Here is a 21,616-nt window from a genome sequence, read left to right as displayed (position 1 = left end):
TTGTTTTATTGCCATTCGGATTGATAATTTCCTTTGAGATCATAAACATAATTGATCTCGGTGCGATTACGAATCCCATTTAAACCAACGGTCCAAGTCCATTCACCTTGGGAGCCGTTTAAAATGACGATGCTGACGCCAGGGACATAGTGATCCAGCTGAGCTGCTCGTGCCTCAGAATCCTTGATGATCTTGGGAATGACGCCCCAATCGATGGCATCAAAGGCAATGGTATCTTCCATCGAAAGCTCGATCGTATCGTCGTCTTTTTTCCATTTGGTCAACAGATTTTCTGGGTAATACCAATACTCGTCTTGCAGGCCTGTGTTTGGATTGATCACTCGCGCAACTGCATAAATGCCGCTTTTTAGCGGGACATTGCGGATGTGAAAACTATAGCTGACCAGTTGCAGCTCTTTGTCCTTGAGTGAGGATTGATTCGGCAGCGCAGCCATGATTTCTTTGGCACTGGCTTCTTCTCGAAAGAGTTGGCGGTCTACAGGTAAAAAGGTGGAAACTACGCCAATACAAAAGAGAATCACTGGCAGCAAGAGCAATGAGAATAACCAATAGAATGGCGATTTTTTGCGTTTCTTGATGCCGATGATCAGACCGATCAAAAAGACCAGCAGGATCCCTGCTACCCAAAAGTAGGGGAACAAACGAATGATCTGATGTCTGGTTTCAACGACTTGGTATTCATTCAGACCAAACCAATTTTCTGCGATGGTGAGGTTATTTAAAACAATGATTCCGCCAATAATACTTAGAATAAATAAGAAAATCAATAGCAAAAGTATCCGGCCGAGTATCCGACGTATCAGTGAGGGTCTAGTAGGTGGGGTCATGAGTCACGTCCTTTTTATTTTTTTCGAAAATAGTAGGTTAAATACAAGAGTAGTACAACTAGTGTTTTTTTTCAATGATTGTAGACAAAAAAACTGCATCCGCAGATGCGACCTCAAAAAGTTAGACCAAAAATCTAACTTTTTTGGGGTCAGTACACCGCAGATGCAGGTTTTATTTTCAATTAGTCGAGGGTTTGTTGGCGGGCGATAGCTGGAAAGAATTTCAGGCTATACAATGCGCTGATCCCAACTAGAATATAAATGACGCGGGCAATGATCGACGTGCTGCCGCCGGTGATCGCTGCGACAAGGTCAAACTCGAAGGCGCCGACCAGCAGCCAATTGATACCGCCGATGATCAATAAGGTCAGTGCGATCCCATCAAATGTTTTTAACATAGGAAACTCCTCTCTAGTTGTCGCCCCATCAACGTTCATCGTCGGTGATGGTGACATCTTTTTCTTTCTCGCCTTGTTGATTGCGATCATTATAGATATAGACATGGCGAACGATTTTAATCAGCGGGCGAATGGTCAAAAAGACTCCGCCGATCAAATAGGCGATCGTTCCGTAAATCGCAGGCAAGCTAGTTAATGAAACGATACTTCCGAAAATATAAAACAAGCCCGTCAAAATATCATTCGTAAGTGAGATCAACATGTAGCGATTTTGAAAGTAGATGCGAAAGCGGCTTGCCTTGATGATCACATCTTCTTCTTTTCCCGGATCGAATTGATGTTCACTCCGTTTGATTTTTGGCATAGGTGCTATCACTGCTCCTTTGTTTGTGCTAAGGTTTCAAGACAACTTTGATGTTCTTGTCTTCTTTTTTGTCAAAAATCTCATACGCTTTGGCAGCATCTGCTAAAGGCATCGTGTGAGTGATGATCTGTGACGGGTCAAACAAACCATCGGCAATCATGTCATAAATTTTCGACATTAAATGGATCACAGGTGCTTGCCCGTGTTTGACATCAATGTTGCGCATAAAGAATTCTTGCAATGGATAAGAAGAAGCAGGAGTCATGTAAACGCCAGTGATTTGGACGGTACCAAATTTTTTGACTGCTTTGGCGGCCATCTGGATCGGTGAGATCGTTCCACTTTGCAAGCTGACTAGGTTTTTGGCTTTTTCTTTGACGGGTTCTAAACCATCCATCCCAACACAGTCGATGATCACATCAGCGCCACCTTTGGTCAGCTCATACAGTTCATCAGCACTAGTAGCCAAATCATCCAATTGGAATGTTTCGACTTGATTGTAGCTGCTGGCTTTTTCTAAGCGATGAGCAACAGGATCCACGGCAATCACCCGCTTAGCGCCTGCCATCACGGCAAATTTTTGGGCAAACAACCCAACTGGGCCTGAGCCTAAGACGATCACGGTATCATCCTTTTTGACGCCAGCGTTTTGGACGCTCCAATACGCTGTAGGTAAGATGTCAGATAAAAACAATACTTTTTCATCAGGGATCGTTGATTCAGGTACGATAAACGAGGTGAAATCTGCGAAAGGTACGCGCAAGAATTCGGCTTGACCGCCCCAGTGGTTACCGTTCATTTTTCCGAAACCGAACAAGCCGCCATACAATGTATCTTCTGAAGAATTGTCGCATTGACTTTCCATTTCATTTTGACAAAAGTGGCAATGGCCGCACCCGATATTGAAAGGGATGACGACACGGTCGCCTTTTTTTAGTTTCTGTACTTGACTGCCAACTTCTTCGACAATACCCATTGGTTCGTGACCAACGACATAGCCTTCTTCCAAGACCGAGCCGCCATGGTGGTAAAGGTGGAGATCAGAGCCGCAGATTGCGGTTGCGGTGATTCGGATGATCGCATCCGTCGGTTCTAAAATCGTTGGATCTTCTACACGACGAACGTCCATTTTTTGATTTCCTTGCCAGGTTACTGCTTGCATCATTTTTCCTCCTTGTTTGTTCAGATAAGTTCGGACAATCACTAATTTTTTCAACAACACGTTTTTACTTTTTAGTAACAGATAATTTAATTCTGCAAGGATTTTAACGATTTGACAACGAAAACGCTCAAAACGGTTGATTTGATTTTTCTTCATCAATGGTTTAAAAAAAGAAAAACAGATGATTTGCTAAAAAAGTGAAAGCGTGACACTATTAAAGTGAAGCATGCATGTGTTACGAGTATCTAACGGAACCTGCATCAACCAGTGACAAGAAATGAGGAGGGATGATCATGGATCTAACGATTCGAGGAAAAGCTTCCTGCACGAATTGCAATGAAAACTTTGATGGGAAGCTGGTCGTTCATTTACAAGAAGACAGCGAGGGGCAATTAACCATGGTACCACCGTTGGAAACGAATGAATTGGCAGAAGATGAAATCGCTATTCATTATGCTTACGGGGAAGTGAAGGAAGCCATCGAAGGAACCTTCGTATGTCCAAACTGTCAGACTGAAAATGAGGTTCGGATTGAAATTCCGACCGAGCTATTAGATGGCTCAATGAATTAAATGAATAATCAAATTGAAAAAGCTCTCTGTTCCTTGAACAGGGAGCTTTCGTTACCTATTGGTCATTGGTTTGTTTTGTGCCATCAATGATTTGGACATTGAAGTCTCGTAAGATATCGAGTCCTTGCGACTCGTGGTTTTTACCAGCGACTAATGTTTTATTGATAGTGAAATCAGCGTCAGGAAAGGCGCTTTGGATCTCGATGGTATTGGAAAGGACACAGATGTTGGTTTCAACACCAGTGATTTCGATTTTCTTTTCTTCTTCAGGTTCAAATAGATTTTTCTTAATGTCGATCAAGACTTCAGGTGGAATACTGTAATAGTATTTCTTGACGACTTTTTCATTTTCGAGAGGCTTAAGTTCTGGGATCAGCTGCAGGGCATCGGCTTCTTCATCAGGCGTTCCTTTGACTTCGATTGGAATGTCGCGGGTGTGTAAGATGTACTCCCCATCCGCCCGTGCTTGTTGTAGGCGCTTGGCGATTCGTTTGACGAGAGCGGCGCCATCTGGCACATACGCTTCGTTCTCTTCATCGAGAATTTGGTTTTGCATATCGACAATGACTAGCATGTGGTTACTCCCTTTCTATAAACATCGTTTTTCAAATGGTCTGACGTGAGGTTGAAAAATAGGTGCTATTTCTATGATGCCCCACTTTTTTTATATTTTCAAAGAAAACGCTCTTCTTGTCGAGAAACGGTAAAAACGTTATTTTTTTATTCGAATCACGATGCTTTTTATTTGCTGAAAAGAAGAAGTAGTGATAGCTTTTAAATAGTACATTAAAAATAAATGAAAGTAGGTTAGGTTAAATGAGAAAGTTATTTTATATGGGGACTTTGCTTTTTTCAGTTGGTGTACTGGCGGCAGGATGCGGCAACAGTGAAACCGCTGATTCCTCGGGGAATGAGTCAGCAGATGGCAAAACGACGTTGGACTTTTGGTCCTTCTGGGGGTCTGGTGCAAGACAAGAAGTAATTGAAGAAATTATTGATGATTTTAATGCGTCACAAGATAAAATCGAGGTCAAATACAGCTACCAGCCTTGGGGCGATATTTGGACAAAATCACTGTCGTCGATCACTGCTGGCAATCCGCCTGATGTTATTGTACAAGATATCAATTCTGTTGCTCAGCGGGCAGAAGCGCAGCAAGCAACGAATTTAAGTGAGTATATCGAAGAGGGCTTTTCTGATGAATTTTATCCGCAATTATGGGATACAGTGGAGTACGAAGGGGATGCCTATGCCGTTCCTTTCAATACAGATACGCAAGTTATTTTCTACAATAAGACACTCTTTAAAGAGGCTGGTATCAGTGAAGAGCAACTGCCACAAACGTGGGAGGAGTTAGAAACAGTTGCTCGTAAATTAGACGTCAAAAACGGTGATGACTTTGAGCGGATCGGCTTTTACCCATTGTGGAATTTAGGCGCTGACGTGTGGGCGTTGAATGCCGACGATGGCGTCAGCTGGTTTGACAAGGACGAGAACGTCAAAATCGATACAGACAACAAAGTGGAAGCGTTGGAATGGATCTTAGACTGGCAAGAGTATTATGGTCAAGATACCATCAATCGCTTAGAAGCTGAATTTGGTTCAGGGGTTGCCGATCCATTCATTTCCGGATTAGTGGCGATGCGTGCGCAAAACATCAACTACTACTCAAGTTTGGCGGAAAATGCACCAGATGACTTTGAATTTGGGGTCATTCAAATTCCTGAAAAAGAAAGCGGCTCTGGTCACTGGTCATGGGGCGGCGGGTTCGTCCTAGAAGTGCCATACGGTGCCAAAGATCCTGAAGCGTCCTATGAGTTTATCAAATACTTGTCGACACCAGAAGTTCAAGAGAAATTTGGCGAGAAGAGCTTTGATATCATGGCGAATCGGACAGCCAACGAAAACTTGGTCAACAACGACAATCTAGATGAAAACGGCCAAATGATCTACCAAATGGCGGATGAAAACTTTGCCCATACGGTGATCACGCCTGTGCCATTGACAGCGCCTGACTTCAGCAGTCTTGTCAATGAACAGATCGACCAAATCATGCTAGGTAGCAAAACACCGGCTGAAGGGTTGGCAGATGCGCAAAAAGCGGTGGAAGATCTTGTTGAGCAAAACAAATAAACTTCAAAACGAGCGTTTTTAAAAAAGAAGGAAAGTCCAGTCGGTTAGCGGACTGGGCTTTGCTTTCTGCTTTGCGAAGCGGACATGTTTTCTTGAACAAACAATGAGTAAAAATAGAATGGAAATGAGTAAAAATAGAATGGAGTGGAAGGAATGCCAAAGAAGCGTTCAAAAAGTAAACGGCAAGAAGCTCTTTGGGGCTACTTCTTCGTAGCACCATTTTTGCTTGGGTTCGTGGTGTTTATGTTAGGGCCCATGCTGTTTTCCTTCGTAGGAAGCTTTACCGATTACAATCTGACTTCGAAAATGAATTTTATCGGCTTTAAGAACTTTACCCGCATGTTTACGCAAGATACCCTGTTTTGGAAATCTCTCTATAACACGGCGTATTTTGTACTCTTCAATGTTCCCTTAACCACGTTGTTCAGTGTCTTTCTAGCCACGTTATTGAATCAAAAAATCCGCGGAATCAGTTTTTTCCGAACCACCTTTTACTTGCCAGCGATCCTTTCAGGGGTTGCCGTCTACGTCTTATGGATGCAATTATTATCTCCTTCCGCAGGATTGATCAATACCTTCTTGAGCTGGTTCAATATCAAAGGTCCAGCATGGCTGTTTGATCCCGAATGGACGAAACCAGCGTTGATTTTGATGAAGATTTGGAGTTCGGGGGGCGCGATGCTCTTGTATCTAGCTACCTTGCAAAATATTTCACCGACGCTGTATGAATCGGCTGAGATCGATGGGGCGGGAGTTTGGGCGAAATTCAAAAATATTACGATCCCTTTGATCACGCCAATCATCTTCTATGATGTGATTACTTCAACGATCGGTTCTTTTCAAATTTTCCAAGAAGCATACGTGATGACCAAAAATGGTACCGGCGGTCCGGCAAATTCGCTGCTCTTCTATAATTTGCATATGTGGAACAAAGCCTTCGTCGCCTTTGATATGGGCTATGCGATGGCCATGTCGATGATCTTGTTCTTGATCGTCTTAGTCTTGACCTTTATCAATCTCAAGCTGGCACCACGCTGGGTTCACTATACCGGAGGTGGCAGCTAATGGAAATGACGACAAAAACACGAAGCAAATCAAGCCAACAGCGAGTCAAAAAAATCATCAGCTATGTGGTGATGTCGATCATCGGGATCGTGCTACTGATTCCGTTGCTGTGGATGGTCTTTACGTCATTGAAACCGATGGAGGAGATCGTGCGCTACCCGCCGACCTTTTTCCCAGAAGAAATCAATCTTGGCAATTATTTGGAGACTATCAACGCCTTTCCATTTTGGCAGTATGCAAAAAATACGTTATTCATTACCGTCTTAGTGGTCTTCGGGAATGTCTTATCAAATTCCTTCATTGCTTATGGGTTTGCAAAATTGGCCTTTCCAGGAAAAAATCTGATCTTTGCCCTCGTCTTGTCTACGATGATGATTCCTGGCTTTGTGACGATGATCCCGCAATATGTCTTATTTTCCAAAATCGGCTGGGTCGGCACCTATCTGCCGCTGATCGTTCCAGCGTTTTTCGGCAACGCCTTTAACATTTTCTTGATGCGGCAGTTTTACTTGTCCGTCAACAATGAATTGATCGAAGCCGCTAAGATCGATGGCGCCAATCATCTTTATATTTGGAGCCATCTAATGATCCCATTGACGAAACCCGCGCTGATCACGATTGCCATCAACTCCTTCAATGGGGCGTGGAATGATTTCTTAGGACCATTACTGTATATTCAAAACCAAGAAAAGTACACGCTGCAGATTGGCCTGCAAGTTTTCCAAAACCAATCAACGACCCAGTGGAACTACTTGATGGCAGGAGCAACGCTTGTGCTATTGCCGACGATCTTGCTGTTCTTCCTCGCTCAACGTTACTTTATTGAGGGAATGGATCTGACGGGAGGTTCCAAAGGATGAGAACAAAAGTTACCCCTCAACGCTTAAACCAAGCGCTGTTGACTGGCATCAACTGGCTTCCGCATTTACTGGTTTTACAAGGCATGTGGCTGTTGTATTCCTTGCCTTTGATCACGAGTACCACCGCTAGTCGAGCATTGATCGAGACGTTGACGGAACTGCGGAACGATGGCTTGGAGGCAAGCAGCAAAGCTCGTTTTCAGCAAGCATTTCATCAGCAGTGGGCAACAAGAAAAGGGCAAGACCGTTTGCTCAGTCTATTCTTCCTGCTGCTTTTGGCGGACAGCTTTATCTTTAGCCGTTTGCAGTACCCGCTGTTTCAGATCGCTAGTTACGCGTTAGCGTTCACCTTTGGCTTGTTTTGCTTGGTCTTACTTTATCAAACGAGGCTGCTTCACACCTATCCGCAGCAGCCCAGCTCATTGTTTTATAGTTTTTATCAGTTTGCTCGTTCACCCAAACGAGTACTGGCGCATCTTTTAGCAACAGTGACGCTTGTCTTGACCTTTTTGCTGTTTGGCCCAGTCTACTTATTGGTCTTAGGAATCAGCACCTTGTATTTGGTCAATGTCGTGCTCTGTGACCAAGCGCTCAAATAGAAAACAAATGGGCATCCCGAAACTTCCTTAGTGAAAAGCTAAGGAGTTTCGGTTTTTTTGTGAAAAGAAGGTTGACAGGGTCAAAAATTATGCCTATGCTGAATGTAAATTTAGTAAACAGTAAACAGATGAGGTGCAGCTATGGCAAGTATGAGAGATATCGCGAAATTAGCCGGGGTGTCGGTAGCAAGTGTTTCTAGAATCCTTAACAATGATGAAACCTTCAGTATCAATGAACACACGCGGCAACGAGTCATTGAGATCGCCAACCAAATGAACTACTCAAAAGAAAAAAATCAACCCCATTCCCGTGACGTCGGCGACCAAAACACGATTGCCATCATTACCCGCCACGATCGAGAGTCGGAAAGAAACGATCCGTACTTTATGATGATCCGCAATGGGATCGAAAAGGAAGCGGCAAAGTGGCGCTTAAAAACGATTCGGGCCTTTTCCATGCGGGAGCCTCAAAAAGATTTGGCACAATTGGCGAAGTATGGCGCAGTCATTATTATTGGAGAGATGACCAGCGATGCTTTGGCAGAGATCAGTCAGCAAAATGCCAATATTATACTGGTGGATAATTATAGTGAAGCACCTAGCTACGATTGCATCCAAACCGATTTTGCCCAAAAGACCCACCAGATCCTCACGATGTTAAAAGAGAAGGGCCATGAGAATATCGCCTTTGTGGGTGGTGTTGCCAGCCGAGTGACGATTTCTGGCGAAGTCGTTTACGATGAACAAGAGATTCGAGCAGAAAACTACCGCCAATGGATGCTGCTCAATAAATTGGAAAAGTTCACAACCGTGCTGCAGGGGAAATGGTCACCAGAGACTGGGTTGCATTTTGGTCAGCAGATCGCGCAAATGAATCCTCGCCCCACAGCGATCGTCGTTGCCAGCGATCCTATGGCTGTCGGGGTTTACAAGGCACTCGCTGAAGCGGGGTTATCGATTCCTAAAGATGTGTCAGTCGTTAGTTTTGATGATATCGAAATGGCGCAATTTATGACGCCCGCACTGTCTTCCGTCAAGATGAAAGCTGAAGAGATGGGGCAGATGAGTGTCGAATTAGCGAAAAATAAAATCCTTGGGGTGCGGACGATGCCTGTTCGCGTCGTTTGTGGCAGTGAATTGATCATTAGAGAATCGATTGCCGAAAAAGATCAGTGACGTCTGATCTTTTTTTATTTTAGGGGTTGTGTAAACATTAACTAAACAACTATACTGATTGTAGTAAACGTTTACAGTTAAAAATAAAGGAGAAAACGAAATGAAGTTTATTGATAAATTAGCCGAAAAGATGGTGCCTTTTGCTCAGATCATTGCCAACAACAAATACTTGTTAAGTCTTCGTGATGGGTTTATGGTCGCTTTTCCTGCAACAATGTTTGCGTCAATTATGATTATTATTCAAAATCTGCCTGCTACTTTCGGACTCTCGGAAAAACTTCCAGAGGGATTCATCACGTTTCTAAACGACTTTTTTGGTCCTATCGGAAATGCGACCATGAGTATCACCGCTATTTTCGTTGTTTTTGGGATCGGCTATCAATTGGCTGGCAAGTATGGACAAGCCAAATTATTTGCGGGTGCCATCTCACTGTCTTCGTTTTTGATGCTGCTGCCTTTTGGCTCATCCGAAGAGTTAGGTACAGTGATCCCCTTGTCGAAATTAGGGGCTGAGGGAATGTTTGTCGGAATCATCACGGCCATTATCGCTACGCAGATCTATTGCAAAATCAGTGCGGCTGGGCTGACGATCAAAATGCCAGATTCGGTTCCGCCAATGATCGCAGAATCATTTATCGCCATCATTCCTGGTGCGGCACCGTTGTTTCTTTTCAATTTGATTCGCTACTTGTTCACCTTTACTTCATGGGGCAATGCCGTTGATTTCGTTTATGAGATTTTGCAAAAACCATTAATGGGCTTAGGCGGTACGTTGCCAGCAGTACTGATCGCCGTCTTGTTCACCCAATTCTTCTGGTGGTTTGGGATTCACGGGACACTAGTGGTCAATGCGGTGATCGATCCAATCATGAATGCGTTAGCGATCGAAAACTATGAAGCTTACAAAGCAGGGGCTGAACAATTGCCCCATATCATTAACACTACGTTTATGGGCGTGTTCGTCAATCAAGGAATGCAGCTGGGGATCTCGATTACAATGGCCTTCTTTATCGCTCGTTCGATTCGGATGAAAAAATTAATGAAGACGGTGATCGCTCCATCTGTTTTCAACGTATCTGAACCGATGACCTTTGGTTTGCCGATCGTCTTGAACCCGATCGCTTTTGTCCCATGGATCTTAGCGCCATTAGCCAGTACGACGATCTCTTACTTTGCGATCGCCGCAGGCTTGGTGCCACGACCAATTGGAGCAACGGTGGTTTGGACGACCCCTGTTTTCTTATCTGGTTGGTTAGGCACTGGTTCTGTTGCCGGCGCAATCTTACAGTTAGTGACGGTTGCCGTAATGACCTTGATTTGGGTGCCATTCTTGATCGTAATGGATCGCGGGTACTTGAAAGAAGAAAAAGCAGAAGCGGCATTAAATGAACAAGCGGCATCTGAAATGATCAATCAAAGAGTAGAAGAAAGATAAGCCCAGAAACGGAAAGGAATGCAATAGCGCACCCTTTAGAAAGGAATTTGTGATGAGAACCGATACATTGTCTTGCAGTTATCAAATGAATACCACACCTACGGACTTTTCCCGTGTGTTATTGGCGGAACAAGAGAAATTCTTTCTAGCCAAACAAGCCCAAGAACCGTTCGGGGAAGGCTGCCGTATTGAAACGATGATCCAAACCAAAACCGCCCCGCGGTTGGTACCTGCCGTCATGACGGTCAAAAAAATTGCCGCGGATGAGCTGTGGCTTCGTACGACCCATGAAGAAGGAGTGATCGATCAACGGTACAGTTTTGCTCCAGGACGAAAAGGGAAGCTGCAAGTCACGTATTCGGAACAAAGCCGTTTTGCGCAGCAGAAAACAACCTACAGTTTTATGCTGGCGGCGCTGTTTTACAAATTCTTTTTCAATCGCGGCGTCAAAAAACGCTTGCGTTATCTTGAAGCAGCTTGTCAACGAGCAGGGACAAATGAAAAAAATGGGGAAAATTGAGGATAGCAATGATAGAAATTAGGAATGAACAACTCTTTCACTTATACAATGAAAAAATCAGTTATATCATAAATGTGTTACCAAATCAGCAACTGGGTCATGTCTATTTTGGGCCATCTCTAGGCACACTGGCGCCATTTGATCAAGCGTACCTTGAGAAAAAAGAGAATAAATCGGCAGGAACCGTCAAGTTTTTTGAAGCTGACAATCTTTTTACCTTGGCGGACCGTTTTCAAGAATTGCCAACGTATGGGACTTCTGATTTTCGAGAAGGGGCAGTGTCGGTTTTTGAGGAAGAAACCCCTCTTTATGTGGATTTTAAACTTGTGGCTTTTCACTGTTTTGAGGGCAAAGAACGAAAGCTGGCGCAACCAGCCAGCTTTGCTTCTGCCGATGAAAGCCAAAGCATCGTCTTTGAATTAGTAGATCAAGAGCGGCAGCTGGAAATGGCGCTCACCTATACGATCTTCAAAGGATCAGGAACGATCACGCGGCAGCAAACACTGACCAATAGGGGGAGCAAGCCGAGAACCATCCAGCGCTTTTTGAGTGGTGTCTTGGAGCTGAAAAATCGCGATTTTGAACTGCTGCATCTTTCAGGCGCATGGCTGAAAGAACGGCATATCAAGACGGTCCCTTTGACCCAAGGGACGATCAGTGTCGGCTCGTTAAAAGGAGCGTCTGGTCATCAGCACAATCCTTTTGTCGCCTTAAAAGAACAGCAAGCCACCAATGACACTGGTCACGTCTATGGTGCCAACCTGATTTATTCGGGCAACTTTTTGGCGCAAGCGGAAATGGATGAATGGGACAACGTTCGATTGATGTTGGGGATACATCCTGAGCATTTCAGCTGGCAGCTTTCACAAGGAGAAACTTTTGAAGCCCCAGAATGTCTCTTCACCTTCACCGCTGCTGGTCTGAATGGCTTGAGTCAAGAATCCGCCCAATTTATCGAAAAGCATGTAATTGCTCCTTATTGGCAAAAGCGGCAGCGGCCGATCGTCTTTAATAACTGGGAAGCGACTTATTTTGATTTTAATGAAGAAAAGCTGTTGACCTTAGCTCAAGAAAGCAAGGCGTTAGGGATGGAGTGCTTTGTGCTGGATGATGGTTGGTTTGGAAAACGCAACGACGATCGCAGTTCATTAGGCGATTGGGTGGCGGACCCTGCCAAATTTCCAAAAGGAATCGGGTCTTTTGCTGAGAAAATTCATGCCATGCAGCTGCAACTGGGGATTTGGTTTGAACCAGAAATGGTTTCGCCGGATAGTCAGTTGTACCAAGAGCACCCTGAGTGGGTAGTCAAGCATCCTTATGAGCGGATCTCTGTGGGGCGCGGACAATACGTGTTGGATTTTGCCAATCCAGCAGTGGTTGAGGCGATTTTCGAAGCGATGCAAAAAGTGATCCTTGAAACCAAGCTGGATTACATCAAATGGGATATGAACCGCAATATCACTGAAGCTTACTCTCCCTATTTAGCGGAACAGGGAATTTCTCAGACGGAGTTTTATCATCGCTACATTTTAGGTCTTTATCGCTTATATGAAAAAATCTTAGCTGCGTTTCCGACCCTTTTGATCGAAGGCTGTGCTGGCGGCGGGGGCAGATACGATTTAGGGATCTTATTTTACAGTCCGCAGATTTGGCCTAGTGATGATAGTGATGCAGTGGAACGTTTAGCCATCCAAAGCGGAACGTTGTTAGGGTATCCTTTGTCCTCCTTCAGCAATCACGTGTCGGCGGCACCAAACCACCAAGTCGGCAGGTCAACGTCTTTAGCCTTTCGGCAAACCGTCGCAATGTTTGGGCCTTTGGGGTATGAACTCGATCTCTTTCACTTGTCTGAAACTGAAAAACAGGCAATCAAATCCCAAATCGTCTTTTATAAAAAACAGCGGCAATTGCTGACCTTTGGCACTTTTTACCAGCTGCAGCAGTTGGACCATGCCAATGAAACGACTTGGGCGGTGTATGATCCGCAAAATGAAGAAGCCTTGGTTGCTTTCTTTCGCGTGTTGGCACAAGCCAATCCGACGGCGGAAGACTTTTTGCCCGCAGCCTTTCTCAATGTCCAACAGGTGTACCAGGTCAATGGCGAAACTGTCTCTGGTCAGCTGTTAAGGCAATTAGGGTTGCGTAAACCCTATCAGTTTAATGCCGTCAACCATGGAACAGCACAAGTCACTGGCGATTTTCAATCATTTGTCTACCAGTTACAAGCCAAAAAAGGAGTAGAATGATGAGCAATCAATTGTTTGATCAGCAGTTTATGCATGGCGGGGATTACAACCCCGATCAATGGCTGGCTTATCCAGAAATCTTGCAAAAGGATCTTGCTTATATGCAGCAAGCCCATGTCAACACCGTCACATTAGGGGTATTTGCTTGGAGTGCCTTAGAGCCGCAAGAAGGCGTTTATCAGTTTGACTGGTTGGATCGTGTGTTTGATCAGATCCATGGCATCGGCGGCAAAGTCATTTTGGCCACTCCTAGCGGTGGGCGGCCTCAATGGCTAAGCCAAAAGTATCCTGAAGTCAATCGGACCAACGCCCAAGGGCAAAAACATACCCATGGGTTTCGCCACAATCACTGTTACTCTTCACCGATCTATCGGGAAAAGGTGACGCAAATCAATCAGCAGTTGGCAAAACGTTACGGCAAGCATCCGGCATTAGCCATGTGGCATATCTCCAATGAGTACTCTGGGGAATGCTTTTGCTCCTATTGTCGGGAAAACTGGCGCAGCTGGCTGCAAAAAAAATATGGTGATTTAGCCACGTTGAATCATGCCTGGTGGACTTCTTTTTGGGGCGGTACGTACTCTGATTGGTCGCAGGTTTTACCGCCTTCACCTTTAGGGGAACACAAAGTGCATGGCATGGATCTTGATTGGAAACGATTTGTCACAGATAGGACGATCGATTTTTATTTGCATGAATGTGCGCCGATCCGTCAGCTGACACCGGACATTCCTGTGACGACGAATTTTATGGCGGAAGGACATGCTACCCAAGATTTTATTCCTTTGGAAGGCATTGATTACAGCAAGTTCGCTCGTCATGTGGACATCGTTAGCTGGGATAGTTACCCTGATTGGAACAACAACTTTGAATCCTTGGCAGCGACAGCGATGAAATCCGCCTATGTGCATGACCAGTACTGGTCATTGAAGAAACAGCCCTTTTTAGTGATGGAATGCACGCCGAGTTTTGTTAACTGGCATTCCTTTAATAAAGCGAAAAAGCCTGGTGTCCATCAGTTGAGTGCCATGCAGCAGATCGCTCACGGCTCAGATAGTACCTTGTATTTTCAATGGCGCCAATCCCGCGGCAATTCAGAAAAATTCCATGGGGCAGTCGTGGGACATGATGATTCCACGGAGAATCGGGTCTTCAAAGAAGTTGCGGCTTACGGCAAGCGCTTGGAAAAAATCAAAGAGATTCAAGGAACCACAAGAAAAAAAGCAGTGGCGATCCTTTTTGACTGGGAAAGCAACTGGGCATTGAAGCGAGGCGGCGGGTTTGGTCGACCAACCAGACGGTATCCGCAAACGTTGCAGGAGCATTATCGTTATTTCTGGGAACAAGACATCGCTGTCGATATTTTGACGCCAGAGCAAGATTTTTCTGACTATCAGTTGGTGATTGCTCCAATGCTTTACTTGATGACATCAGAGACGATGGCAAAACTTTGCCAGTACACGGAAGCCGGTGGTACCTTGATTTCCAGTTACTTTAGCGGCATGGTCAATGAAACCGACTTGTTGTATCTGGGGGGCTTGCCACAGCCGTTGCGAGGGTTATTAGGCATCAACGTGCTGGAGCTAGAAACTCTTTTTGACACTGAACACAATCAGTTGGTTTTTCAAGGACAGCCCTTTGAAACACGGGACTATTCTGCAATCATCGAAGCCGAAACAGCGGAGGTACTAGGGGAGTATCAAGCGGATTTTTACCAAGGAACACCTGCGATCACCAAAAATGCCTTTGGTGCAGGCACTGCCTACTATCTGGCGGCTCGCACCAACTATGACTTTTTCGAACAGTTTTATGCCTCTTTGGTCCGTGAGCTGTCCTTGGCAGAGGAAAGGATCGCGCATGCCAATCCTGCAGTCTCGATCCAAGGCAGGTTCAGTCCAGAACGAACGTACTTTTTCATCATGAATTTTTCTGAGAAAGAGCAGACATTGGACTTGATCAAAGAAGTCGTTGATTTAGAGACCAATCAAGCAGTCCCTCAAACAGCAACCTTGGCGCCGTATGAAGTGCGAGTGGTTTATTTTAACAATTAGCTGACCATTGGAAAAAACGTCCCTTTCGATAAATGCAGAAAGGGACGTTTTTTTGATGAATGGTTTATCAGAAATCATTCTGGATCGGATGCTTGGTGCTTTTTCATCCATTGAGGCAATGCGGCACTGATTTGTGTCGGCAAAACGACATAGTGCTCTTTTGCCAATGCTTCGCCAATCAGGCTATGGAGATAGACAGCCGCTTGGATCGTTTCCTCTGTTTTTTCAAACTGTGCCAAAAAGCTGGTGATCATGCCTGCCAGCGTATCACCCATCCCACCAGTCGCCATTGCGGGTTTTCCGAGGGGATTTTGGGCGATGTTGCTGCCGTAAATTTGTGTGCGATGGCTTTTTAAGACTACCAGACTTCCGAGTTTTTGTTGGGCTTGCTGGTTGTTTTCTTCTGTCTGGTCGGCAATTGCCAGTCCGCTGAGCCGTTGCCATTCCATCTGATGCGGCGTGAAGACGACTTGTTCAGGAAAGGGGATGATCAGCGGATATTTGGCAGCCAAATTGATCGCCGAACCATCGATCACCAACCATTGGTGTTCTTTTTGGGCAGAAACGATCCGCTGCAGCAGATCAAAATTGCTTTTTCCTTCGCCTAATCCAGGACCAATCAGTAGGACGTCTGCCGATTCGGTGACCGTATCGATCAGTTCTGTTTGCTGCCAATCGACAAACATCGCTTCAGGCAAGCGGGCGTGCAGGGCGGTTCGGTTGACGCCATCGGAGATCACGGTGGTCAAACCAGTTCCCCCATACACACAGGCTTGCGCAGCCATTAAGATCGCCCCACCGAATTGGCGGTTGCCCCCTACTAAAACGGCTCGGCCAAAAGTGCCTTTGTGGCTTTTTGTCGGGCGCTGTTGGATCACTTTGGATAAAATTGCAGAATCAAGTTGCTCCATGCAATGACTCCTTTCGTTAATCAAAATCGAGTTATATTTATTATACCTGTTTCCTAGAAATTTCATAGAAAAGACCCATGGAAAAAGGCGCAATTTTTTTTCCTTTTTTGGTTTAAGAGTGTTATCATAAATAGCGAGAACAGAAATGGAGGGAACACTATGACAATCGATTGGAAAAAAGAGGTCGAAGCCCGCAAAGACGATTTGCTGAACGACTTGATTGATCTATTGAAAGTGAAAAGTGAAAGAGAAGATGATAAAGCGACTGCGGATGCGCCATTTGGTCCTGGACCTCGTGATGCGTTGCTACACATGCTAGCTTATGGCGAACGTGATGGCTTCACAGTCAAAAACGTCGATAACTACGCTGGTCACATCGAATTTGGTGAAGGAGACGAAACATTAGGGATCTTCGGCCACATGGATGTTGTTCCTGCAGGTGACGGCTGGTCAACCGATCCTTATGATCCAGTCATCAATGACAACAAAATCTATGCTCGTGGTTCTTCTGATGATAAAGGTCCTTCAATGGCTGCCTATTATGGGATGAAGATCATCAAAGAATTGGGCTTGCCATTATCGAAAAAAATCCGTTTTGTCGTTGGTTCTGATGAAGAAAGCGGCTGGGCAGATATGGATTACTACTTTGAGCATGAAGAAAAGCCTGATTTTGGCTTCTCACCAGATGCCAATTTCCCAATCATCAATGGAGAAAAAGGGAATGTGACGTTAGGTATCCATTTCCAAGGCAACAATGAAGGAGACTTCACGCTGCAAAGCTTTACTGCTGGCTTGCGAGAAAATATGGTACCAGGAACGGCAACAGCAAGCTTCATTGCTCCATCAACAGAAGAAGCATTAGCGATCGAAAAAGCCTTTTTCGATTACGTTGAAGCCAATCCAGTGACGGGGACGATTGAAACAGAAAATGAACAAGTGACGATCGAATTAGTCGGTAAAGGTGCTCATGGTGCCAGCCCACAATCAGGAATCAATGCGGGGACTTTCTTAGCAGTCTTCTTAGATAACTATGCCTTTGGCGGCGGCGCAAAACAATTCATCCATGCAGCAGCAGCCTATGTCCATGAAGATTTCTACGGTGAAAAATTAGGTGTGGCGTACGAAGACGAAAAAATGGGTAAATTGACAATGAATGCTGGCTTGTTTGCTTTCAAAGCGAACCAAGCAGGAACGCAAGCAGACAACTTTATCGCATTGAACTTCCGTTATCCTAAAGGCGTAACTGCGGAAGGACTTGAAATCGGTGTGGAACGCACCGTCGGTATGGAAGGGGCAACCGTTACCCGCAATGACCGCAACATGGAACCTCACTACGTGCCAGCAGATGATCCATTGGTAGAAACTTTATTGGCGGTTTATGAAGAACATACCGGCGAAAAAGGCTTCGAACAAATCATCGGCGGCGGCACATACGGTCGTCTATTGAAACGCGGCGTTGCTTATGGCGCAATGTTCCCTGGCTATGTCGACACCATGCACCAAGCCAATGAATTCATGAGCTTGGATGACCTATTCAACGCAGCGGTGATCTATGCAGATGCTATCTACCGTTTGGCGAAATAAAGAGAGATTGATTAGGTCTGTTCACTCGCTAAATAAATACAATTGAACGTTTCGTGCGGCATTCTCGTATCTTTTTCATGTGAGAGAATGCCGCACTTTTTTAGTATGGAACAGGGGGATGAGTAGTAAAAAACACCTCATAGTGATGAGGTGTAGAAGCAATTAGTCTTTACATTTTTTCTTTAGGATTGCGTCAGTGAGGATTTCTGAAAAATCTAAATGCATAGTTCGTCCTAGTTTATCCGCCCGTTGAGGAATCGCCAGTTTTTTCTCGACGAAGGTTTGATTCTCTAAATATTCTGAAACATCAACAAGGACCATCGATAGAAATGATTTTTCTTTGTCGTAATCGAATTCAAAATCTAAATCGTCTATAAACGGATTATTCGCTTCCAGTGATAAACAAATAATGGGGGTAGAGAGCGGAATCTCCCGATTATTTTCAATACAATCTGCCAAAACGATTCCGAGCCAATCGGATGCCATGAATAAAGCATCGGCGATGTCTAAGCCTTGAGTGCCGACTTGCTCAGGAAAATCAGGAAAAGAAATAAAATACTTCACTTCGCTTTCGTCTGTATCGGTGTAATAAAACAATGCAGGGTAACTTGCTAACATAGTGTACAACTCCTTTTTCGCGATTCTCTACAGATCTGATTGCAATGGTAGCGCTCTTATTTTTTACTAGTACCCAGTAGTCTTAAGCAAGAGTTGTCGCTTTTTCAATTGTACCAGTGTCATAAATACTGAACAATAGGCAATTTTTTTTAAGAGGAGAGTATCAATTCAGAAATTCTGATGATTGAAAGAACATCATCTTTTGTGGTAATTTAAAAATCTTTGTGTCTATTATCAATGAAAATGTTCTATTTTATTATTGACATCAAATCATCTGAATGATTTACTTTTTGTAAGGAGTTGAAAAGTGATGCCTGATTTGGTGAAATTTATTTTGGTTATTCTGGCGATTTGGGTGGTTTATCAAGTATTTACGACGATTTTATTTACCCTTTCCCAAAAAGCAGTTGCCAAACGAATCAAAAGCGGGAAGATGTCTGATCAGCAATTGGCGAATTTGTACCACGCTGTAGCACGAGCAAATCAAGGAAGCAATTTCCAAGCGATTTTCTCTTATGGGCTCTTTTACCGCAGCCATGCAAAGCAAAGTGATGCGGTCTATGAACTGTATCGCGCAGAAATGGCGAAAAGAAATCTGCTGTAACCAACTGTGAAGCAGCTGCTTTCGAGAATATTGCTCGAAGTAAAAAAGCCTAGGTCCTGCACAACAAGTGCAGAACCTAGGCTTTTTTGGTATTTACTGGGCAGCAAGCTGTAACAGATAAATACAGATCCTTGCTGCTGCTATTTCTTGTCTTTGCTGCTTTTTTGATCCATGCCCGCACCGATCGCTACCCCTAGTGCGATGCCTAAACCCATGCCTAATGCTAGATTGTCAAAAAACAGCATCCCAAATGCAGCACCTAATGCCATTCCGACACCGATCCCCAGTCCCATATTGTTAGAAGCGGCTTCCTTTTCTTCAGACGTTTGCGGCGGTTTTTTCGTCATTGTGAAAAACCCCTTTCTTTTTAGTATAGAGGGGTTTCGTTTGGATGACAAATATTCGAACTGCTGCTCAGTGATATGCATCAGGAGAGTGCAGGCGCTGAGTACAGTAAACGGGTTGAACCATTGGTCTATCTTCCGCCGGGCAAATAGTTACGCTCGGGGTTGTAGCGGCGAATGATCTTATTTTCAGCGAGTACGTGCTCATAATAATAAACAGGTGCATCCTTAGTCTCTAGTCGAAAAACAAAGACGAGCGGAACCTTTAAGACGGAATAGCGCGCGGGGATCGCAATATACGATTTTTGATTGCGCTCCATCGTCAGTGCGAATTCATCAAACAAAAGCGCCACTGGTGTGGGAAAGTTTACCAATTCATAATAGTGTTTTTCAAATGCATAGGTTTCTTGTTTTGCATAAGCGATTTTTGCAGCTGGCATACACATTCACCTCACTTGAATTATACGAACGTTTGTTCTGTTTGTAAAGTGAAAAATCACCAAGCGAGGAAAAAGGGGGCGTTCTCTATGAAAAAGATGTTTTGCTAACAAGAAATTTGCTACACTAGAGAAAAGAAGGAATCAAAAAGGAGCAGATACCATGGATTACGAACGTTTCGCACGATTGCAGGCACGCTTTGCCGATGAAAAACTGCTGACCAAAGAAGGGGTCTATCGGTTGCGTTTGTCAGGGAAGGCGCAGTTCGAACTAGCCTTTATCAAAACCGGACCCTGTGGCGAGTCTGTCTACCAGCCGCTGATCAAGGGCACTTTTGCTGAAAAAGAAGCAATCCCTACCTATTTGCTGGATCTTGCGGCGCAGCCTATGACGCAAATCAGTCAGCGAACCTCCGAAAATGAAGCAGTGTTAGATAAAGCGTTAGTAGCATTAATGGAAAAATGTGAGCAGGCAGTTGCCGTCAACGAAGCCGCACAAGAAGCCACACGTTAATTAGCGCGACAAAGATACAAGAGCCGCCTGAACTTGATTTTTTACACTAAGCAAAAAACGATCCTGACAAGATTCCTTGCCAAAGATCGTTTTTTATTTTCCCGTGGTAATTAGTGTCCTCATTCGCCGAAGTGGTCTGAGAAGCCTTGTTGCTTCATAAAGGCAGCGACATCTGGACGTCGCGGTTCACGGAAAAATTCCGTCATTTTCGTTTGCCAATTGGTTTGCTGTTGATTGCTGCTGCGCTGTGCATAATAGGCTTCTGTCGTTTGGTTGTACTGAGCTGTTTGCTCCTGCGTCAGCGGTTGATACTGATCGACACTTACGATCGCTTCTTGGGGCAAGCGGACTTTCGGCTCATTTCTGTGTTGCGGATAGCCGATCGTTAAACCGAATAACGGAAACGTCAATTTTGGTAAGCCGACAAGTTCTGCGATACGAGGCAAATCATTGCGGATGCCGCCGATGTAACAAATTCCTAAGTCTTGTGCTTCAGCGTAAGCTACCATATTTTGGGCAGCGATGGTCGTATCAACGACAGACACAATAAATGGTTCCATCGTGGTTAAGTGGGTATCAGGCACCCCTGCTTGGGTCAGCAGCTGCTGGTGTTTATGTAAGTCGGCGACAAAAAGATAGAAGACGCCCGTTCGAGTGATGTAATTTGGGGCACCGGCAATTTTTTCGATGGCAGCCAGTTTTTCAGGATCACTGACCTCAATGATCGAATAGGCTTGAACAAAGTTCGAACTGGAACCGCTCTGGGCAACCGTTACTAATTTTTGCTTGAGTTCCTTTGATAGTGGGCGGGGTTGAAAATCTCGGACAGAGCTGTGGCGGGTAAAAGTATCAAAAAGATCCATCGTTTTTCCTCCTGTAACGTACAAATTTCTTTCTTCCTTAGTGTAACAGAAAAAAAGGAATGGGGACAAAAAGAATGTTTTCAAAAAATTTTCAAATTGATGTTTTATAGTTGCCAAGCACAAAAGTTTCCGTTATGATAATGATACATTCTTATTATTATTCCTTAGGGGAGTAACCGGTGGCGCAAGCTGCGATAATATCAACAGTAAGTAAGCTGGCGACAGCTTTCTGGTATTATTTGAAATGGTGAGACCTAAGACAAGCGTATACTTGTCTTAGGTCTCTTTTTTTCTAGCAGAGTGCCTAAGGAA

Annotated in this window: 23 protein-coding genes; 13 read left to right on the top strand and 10 right to left on the bottom strand. The window is 44.6% G+C overall.

The annotated features are described in order from the left end of the window. Positions 1 to 5: 5 nt before the first annotated feature. From IAE45_RS10210 to IAE45_RS10195, 4 genes are all read right to left on the bottom strand, one after another. Positions 6 to 848 (bottom strand): hypothetical protein, encoded by an 843-nt coding sequence (locus IAE45_RS10210; protein ID WP_200126376.1) that lies wholly within the window; start codon positions 846 to 848, stop codon positions 6 to 8. 182 nt (positions 849 to 1,030) lie between these two features. After that, positions 1,031 to 1,246 (bottom strand): DUF378 domain-containing protein, encoded by a 216-nt coding sequence (locus tag IAE45_RS10205; RefSeq protein WP_008379021.1) that lies wholly within the window; start codon positions 1,244 to 1,246, stop codon positions 1,031 to 1,033. Between the two features lie 28 nt (positions 1,247 to 1,274). Continuing rightward, positions 1,275 to 1,610, bottom strand: coding sequence for a YrhK family protein (locus IAE45_RS10200; protein WP_128488157.1), 336 nt, complete (start codon positions 1,608 to 1,610; stop codon positions 1,275 to 1,277). A gap of 28 nt (positions 1,611 to 1,638) precedes the next feature. Beyond that, positions 1,639 to 2,772 (bottom strand): alcohol dehydrogenase catalytic domain-containing protein, encoded by a 1,134-nt coding sequence (locus IAE45_RS10195; RefSeq protein WP_200126375.1) that lies wholly within the window; start codon positions 2,770 to 2,772, stop codon positions 1,639 to 1,641. A gap of 287 nt (positions 2,773 to 3,059) precedes the next feature. Between IAE45_RS10195 and IAE45_RS10190 the strand changes: the two genes are divergently transcribed. Continuing rightward, entirely contained in the window at positions 3,060 to 3,344 is a 285-nt protein-coding gene (locus tag IAE45_RS10190) for a hypothetical protein (RefSeq protein ID WP_026008050.1), read from the top strand. A gap of 55 nt (positions 3,345 to 3,399) precedes the next feature. On the opposite strand, the gene IAE45_RS10185 is transcribed toward IAE45_RS10190, so the two are convergent. Continuing rightward, the gene (locus IAE45_RS10185) at positions 3,400 to 3,918 is read right to left on the bottom strand and encodes an isochorismatase family protein (protein WP_128488159.1); all 519 of its coding nucleotides are present in this window, start codon (positions 3,916 to 3,918) and stop codon (positions 3,400 to 3,402) included. Between the two features lie 242 nt (positions 3,919 to 4,160). On the opposite strand from IAE45_RS10185, the gene IAE45_RS10180 reads away from it, so the two are divergent. The 9 genes from IAE45_RS10180 to IAE45_RS10140 all read left to right on the top strand — a co-directional run bounded on the left by IAE45_RS10180 (position 4,161) and on the right by IAE45_RS10140 (position 15,429). After that, complete coding sequence (locus IAE45_RS10180; RefSeq protein ID WP_200126373.1) at positions 4,161 to 5,477, top strand: ABC transporter substrate-binding protein; 1,317 nt, start codon at positions 4,161 to 4,163, stop codon at positions 5,475 to 5,477. A 153-nt stretch (positions 5,478 to 5,630) separates the two neighbouring features. Further along, entirely contained in the window at positions 5,631 to 6,542 is a 912-nt protein-coding gene (locus IAE45_RS10175; RefSeq protein WP_005234717.1) for a carbohydrate ABC transporter permease, read from the top strand. After that, a complete protein-coding gene (locus IAE45_RS10170) occupies positions 6,542 to 7,402 on the top strand; it encodes a carbohydrate ABC transporter permease (protein ID WP_005225484.1) in 861 nt (286 codons plus the stop codon). The genes IAE45_RS10175 and IAE45_RS10170 overlap by 1 nt, the downstream gene beginning before the upstream one ends. Then, a complete protein-coding gene (locus IAE45_RS10165; RefSeq protein ID WP_200126371.1) occupies positions 7,399 to 8,001 on the top strand; it encodes a hypothetical protein in 603 nt (200 codons plus the stop codon). Before IAE45_RS10170 ends, IAE45_RS10165 begins: the two co-directional genes overlap by 4 nt. A gap of 141 nt (positions 8,002 to 8,142) precedes the next feature. Continuing rightward, positions 8,143 to 9,177, top strand: a complete 1,035-nt coding sequence (locus tag IAE45_RS10160) for a LacI family DNA-binding transcriptional regulator (RefSeq protein ID WP_086294853.1) — start codon at positions 8,143 to 8,145, stop codon at positions 9,175 to 9,177. A gap of 100 nt (positions 9,178 to 9,277) precedes the next feature. Continuing rightward, positions 9,278 to 10,612: a PTS sugar transporter subunit IIC gene (locus tag IAE45_RS10155; RefSeq protein WP_200126369.1), complete on the top strand. Its 1,335-nt coding sequence runs from the start codon at positions 9,278 to 9,280 to the stop codon at positions 10,610 to 10,612. Between the two features lie 52 nt (positions 10,613 to 10,664). Beyond that, a complete protein-coding gene (locus tag IAE45_RS10150; protein ID WP_015509293.1) occupies positions 10,665 to 11,132 on the top strand; it encodes a hypothetical protein in 468 nt (155 codons plus the stop codon). Between the two features lie 8 nt (positions 11,133 to 11,140). Next, complete coding sequence (locus IAE45_RS10145; protein WP_200126367.1) at positions 11,141 to 13,378, top strand: alpha-galactosidase; 2,238 nt, start codon at positions 11,141 to 11,143, stop codon at positions 13,376 to 13,378. Next, positions 13,375 to 15,429 (top strand): beta-galactosidase, encoded by a 2,055-nt coding sequence (locus tag IAE45_RS10140; RefSeq protein ID WP_200126365.1) that lies wholly within the window; start codon positions 13,375 to 13,377, stop codon positions 15,427 to 15,429. The genes IAE45_RS10145 and IAE45_RS10140 overlap by 4 nt, the downstream gene beginning before the upstream one ends. Before the next feature lie 74 nt (positions 15,430 to 15,503). Here the strand turns inward: IAE45_RS10140 and IAE45_RS10135 are convergent, their stop codons facing one another. Further along, a complete protein-coding gene (locus IAE45_RS10135; protein ID WP_200126363.1) occupies positions 15,504 to 16,340 on the bottom strand; it encodes an NAD(P)H-hydrate dehydratase in 837 nt (278 codons plus the stop codon). A 159-nt stretch (positions 16,341 to 16,499) separates the two neighbouring features. Here IAE45_RS10135 and pepV point away from each other — a divergent pair, with 159 nt between their 5' ends. Then, positions 16,500 to 17,924, top strand: a complete 1,425-nt coding sequence (gene pepV, locus IAE45_RS10130; RefSeq protein ID WP_005225493.1) for a dipeptidase PepV — start codon at positions 16,500 to 16,502, stop codon at positions 17,922 to 17,924. A 162-nt stretch (positions 17,925 to 18,086) separates the two neighbouring features. Here pepV and IAE45_RS10125 read toward each other — a convergent pair whose 3' ends face one another. Continuing rightward, positions 18,087 to 18,542 carry a type II toxin-antitoxin system HicB family antitoxin gene (locus IAE45_RS10125; RefSeq protein WP_200126361.1) on the bottom strand — a complete coding sequence of 152 codons (456 nt, stop codon included), beginning with the start codon at positions 18,540 to 18,542 and terminating at the stop codon, positions 18,087 to 18,089. Positions 18,543 to 18,852: 310 nt separating this feature from the next. Between IAE45_RS10125 and IAE45_RS10120 the strand changes: the two genes are divergently transcribed. After that, positions 18,853 to 19,146 carry a hypothetical protein gene (locus IAE45_RS10120; protein WP_005234725.1) on the top strand — a complete coding sequence of 98 codons (294 nt, stop codon included), beginning with the start codon at positions 18,853 to 18,855 and terminating at the stop codon, positions 19,144 to 19,146. Positions 19,147 to 19,286: 140 nt separating this feature from the next. On the opposite strand, the gene IAE45_RS10115 is transcribed toward IAE45_RS10120, so the two are convergent. After that, positions 19,287 to 19,493 carry a hypothetical protein gene (locus IAE45_RS10115; RefSeq protein ID WP_015509297.1) on the bottom strand — a complete coding sequence of 69 codons (207 nt, stop codon included), beginning with the start codon at positions 19,491 to 19,493 and terminating at the stop codon, positions 19,287 to 19,289. Positions 19,494 to 19,621: 128 nt separating this feature from the next. Continuing rightward, complete coding sequence (locus tag IAE45_RS10110; protein WP_008378984.1) at positions 19,622 to 19,930, bottom strand: DUF5960 family protein; 309 nt, start codon at positions 19,928 to 19,930, stop codon at positions 19,622 to 19,624. Between the two features lie 160 nt (positions 19,931 to 20,090). On the opposite strand from IAE45_RS10110, the gene IAE45_RS10105 reads away from it, so the two are divergent. Beyond that, positions 20,091 to 20,441 (top strand): hypothetical protein, encoded by a 351-nt coding sequence (locus tag IAE45_RS10105; RefSeq protein ID WP_010747767.1) that lies wholly within the window; start codon positions 20,091 to 20,093, stop codon positions 20,439 to 20,441. A gap of 119 nt (positions 20,442 to 20,560) precedes the next feature. Here IAE45_RS10105 and IAE45_RS10100 read toward each other — a convergent pair whose 3' ends face one another. Beyond that, on the bottom strand, positions 20,561 to 21,304 hold the full coding sequence (locus IAE45_RS10100) for an NADPH-dependent oxidoreductase (RefSeq protein ID WP_034872315.1): 744 nt from the start codon (positions 21,302 to 21,304) through the stop codon (positions 20,561 to 20,563). Positions 21,305 to 21,616 lie beyond the last annotated feature (312 nt).

This window comes from Enterococcus sp. S53 (assembly GCF_016516865.1).
Classification (GTDB): domain Bacteria; phylum Bacillota; class Bacilli; order Lactobacillales; family Enterococcaceae; genus Enterococcus_D; species Enterococcus_D innesii.
Note: the sequence above shows the minus strand (reverse complement) of the source record. Positions and strands in the feature narration are given on the sequence as shown.

Bases quoted from the DNA above. Each gene is read 5' to 3' on its own strand.
- IAE45_RS10125 (WP_200126361.1), bottom strand. From the start codon at position 18,542: ATGTTAGCAAGTTACCCTGCATTGTTTTATTACACCGATACAGACGAA.
- IAE45_RS10185 (WP_128488159.1), bottom strand. From the start codon at position 3,918: ATGCTAGTCATTGTCGATATGCAAAACCAAATTCTCGATGAAGAGAAC.
- IAE45_RS10110 (WP_008378984.1), bottom strand. From the start codon at position 19,930: ATGCCAGCTGCAAAAATCGCTTATGCAAAACAAGAAACCTATGCATTT.
- IAE45_RS10200 (WP_128488157.1), bottom strand. From the start codon at position 1,610: ATGCCAAAAATCAAACGGAGTGAACATCAATTCGATCCGGGAAAAGAA.
- IAE45_RS10190 (WP_026008050.1), top strand. From the start codon at position 3,060: ATGATCATGGATCTAACGATTCGAGGAAAAGCTTCCTGCACGAATTGC.
- IAE45_RS10135 (WP_200126363.1), bottom strand. From the start codon at position 16,340: ATGGAGCAACTTGATTCTGCAATTTTATCCAAAGTGATCCAACAGCGC.
- IAE45_RS10150 (WP_015509293.1), top strand. From the start codon at position 10,665: ATGAGAACCGATACATTGTCTTGCAGTTATCAAATGAATACCACACCT.
- pepV (WP_005225493.1), top strand. From the start codon at position 16,500: ATGACAATCGATTGGAAAAAAGAGGTCGAAGCCCGCAAAGACGATTTG.
- IAE45_RS10195 (WP_200126375.1), bottom strand. From the start codon at position 2,772: ATGCAAGCAGTAACCTGGCAAGGAAATCAAAAAATGGACGTTCGTCGT.
- IAE45_RS10205 (WP_008379021.1), bottom strand. From the start codon at position 1,246: ATGTTAAAAACATTTGATGGGATCGCACTGACCTTATTGATCATCGGC.
- IAE45_RS10100 (WP_034872315.1), bottom strand. From the start codon at position 21,304: ATGGATCTTTTTGATACTTTTACCCGCCACAGCTCTGTCCGAGATTTT.
- IAE45_RS10175 (WP_005234717.1), top strand. From the start codon at position 5,631: ATGCCAAAGAAGCGTTCAAAAAGTAAACGGCAAGAAGCTCTTTGGGGC.
- IAE45_RS10170 (WP_005225484.1), top strand. From the start codon at position 6,542: ATGGAAATGACGACAAAAACACGAAGCAAATCAAGCCAACAGCGAGTC.
- IAE45_RS10105 (WP_010747767.1), top strand. From the start codon at position 20,091: ATGGATTACGAACGTTTCGCACGATTGCAGGCACGCTTTGCCGATGAA.
- IAE45_RS10180 (WP_200126373.1), top strand. From the start codon at position 4,161: ATGAGAAAGTTATTTTATATGGGGACTTTGCTTTTTTCAGTTGGTGTA.
- IAE45_RS10140 (WP_200126365.1), top strand. From the start codon at position 13,375: ATGATGAGCAATCAATTGTTTGATCAGCAGTTTATGCATGGCGGGGAT.
- IAE45_RS10145 (WP_200126367.1), top strand. From the start codon at position 11,141: ATGATAGAAATTAGGAATGAACAACTCTTTCACTTATACAATGAAAAA.
- IAE45_RS10115 (WP_015509297.1), bottom strand. From the start codon at position 19,493: ATGACGAAAAAACCGCCGCAAACGTCTGAAGAAAAGGAAGCCGCTTCT.
- IAE45_RS10165 (WP_200126371.1), top strand. From the start codon at position 7,399: ATGAGAACAAAAGTTACCCCTCAACGCTTAAACCAAGCGCTGTTGACT.
- IAE45_RS10120 (WP_005234725.1), top strand. From the start codon at position 18,853: ATGCCTGATTTGGTGAAATTTATTTTGGTTATTCTGGCGATTTGGGTG.
- IAE45_RS10155 (WP_200126369.1), top strand. From the start codon at position 9,278: ATGAAGTTTATTGATAAATTAGCCGAAAAGATGGTGCCTTTTGCTCAG.
- IAE45_RS10160 (WP_086294853.1), top strand. From the start codon at position 8,143: ATGGCAAGTATGAGAGATATCGCGAAATTAGCCGGGGTGTCGGTAGCA.
- IAE45_RS10210 (WP_200126376.1), bottom strand. From the start codon at position 848: ATGACCCCACCTACTAGACCCTCACTGATACGTCGGATACTCGGCCGG.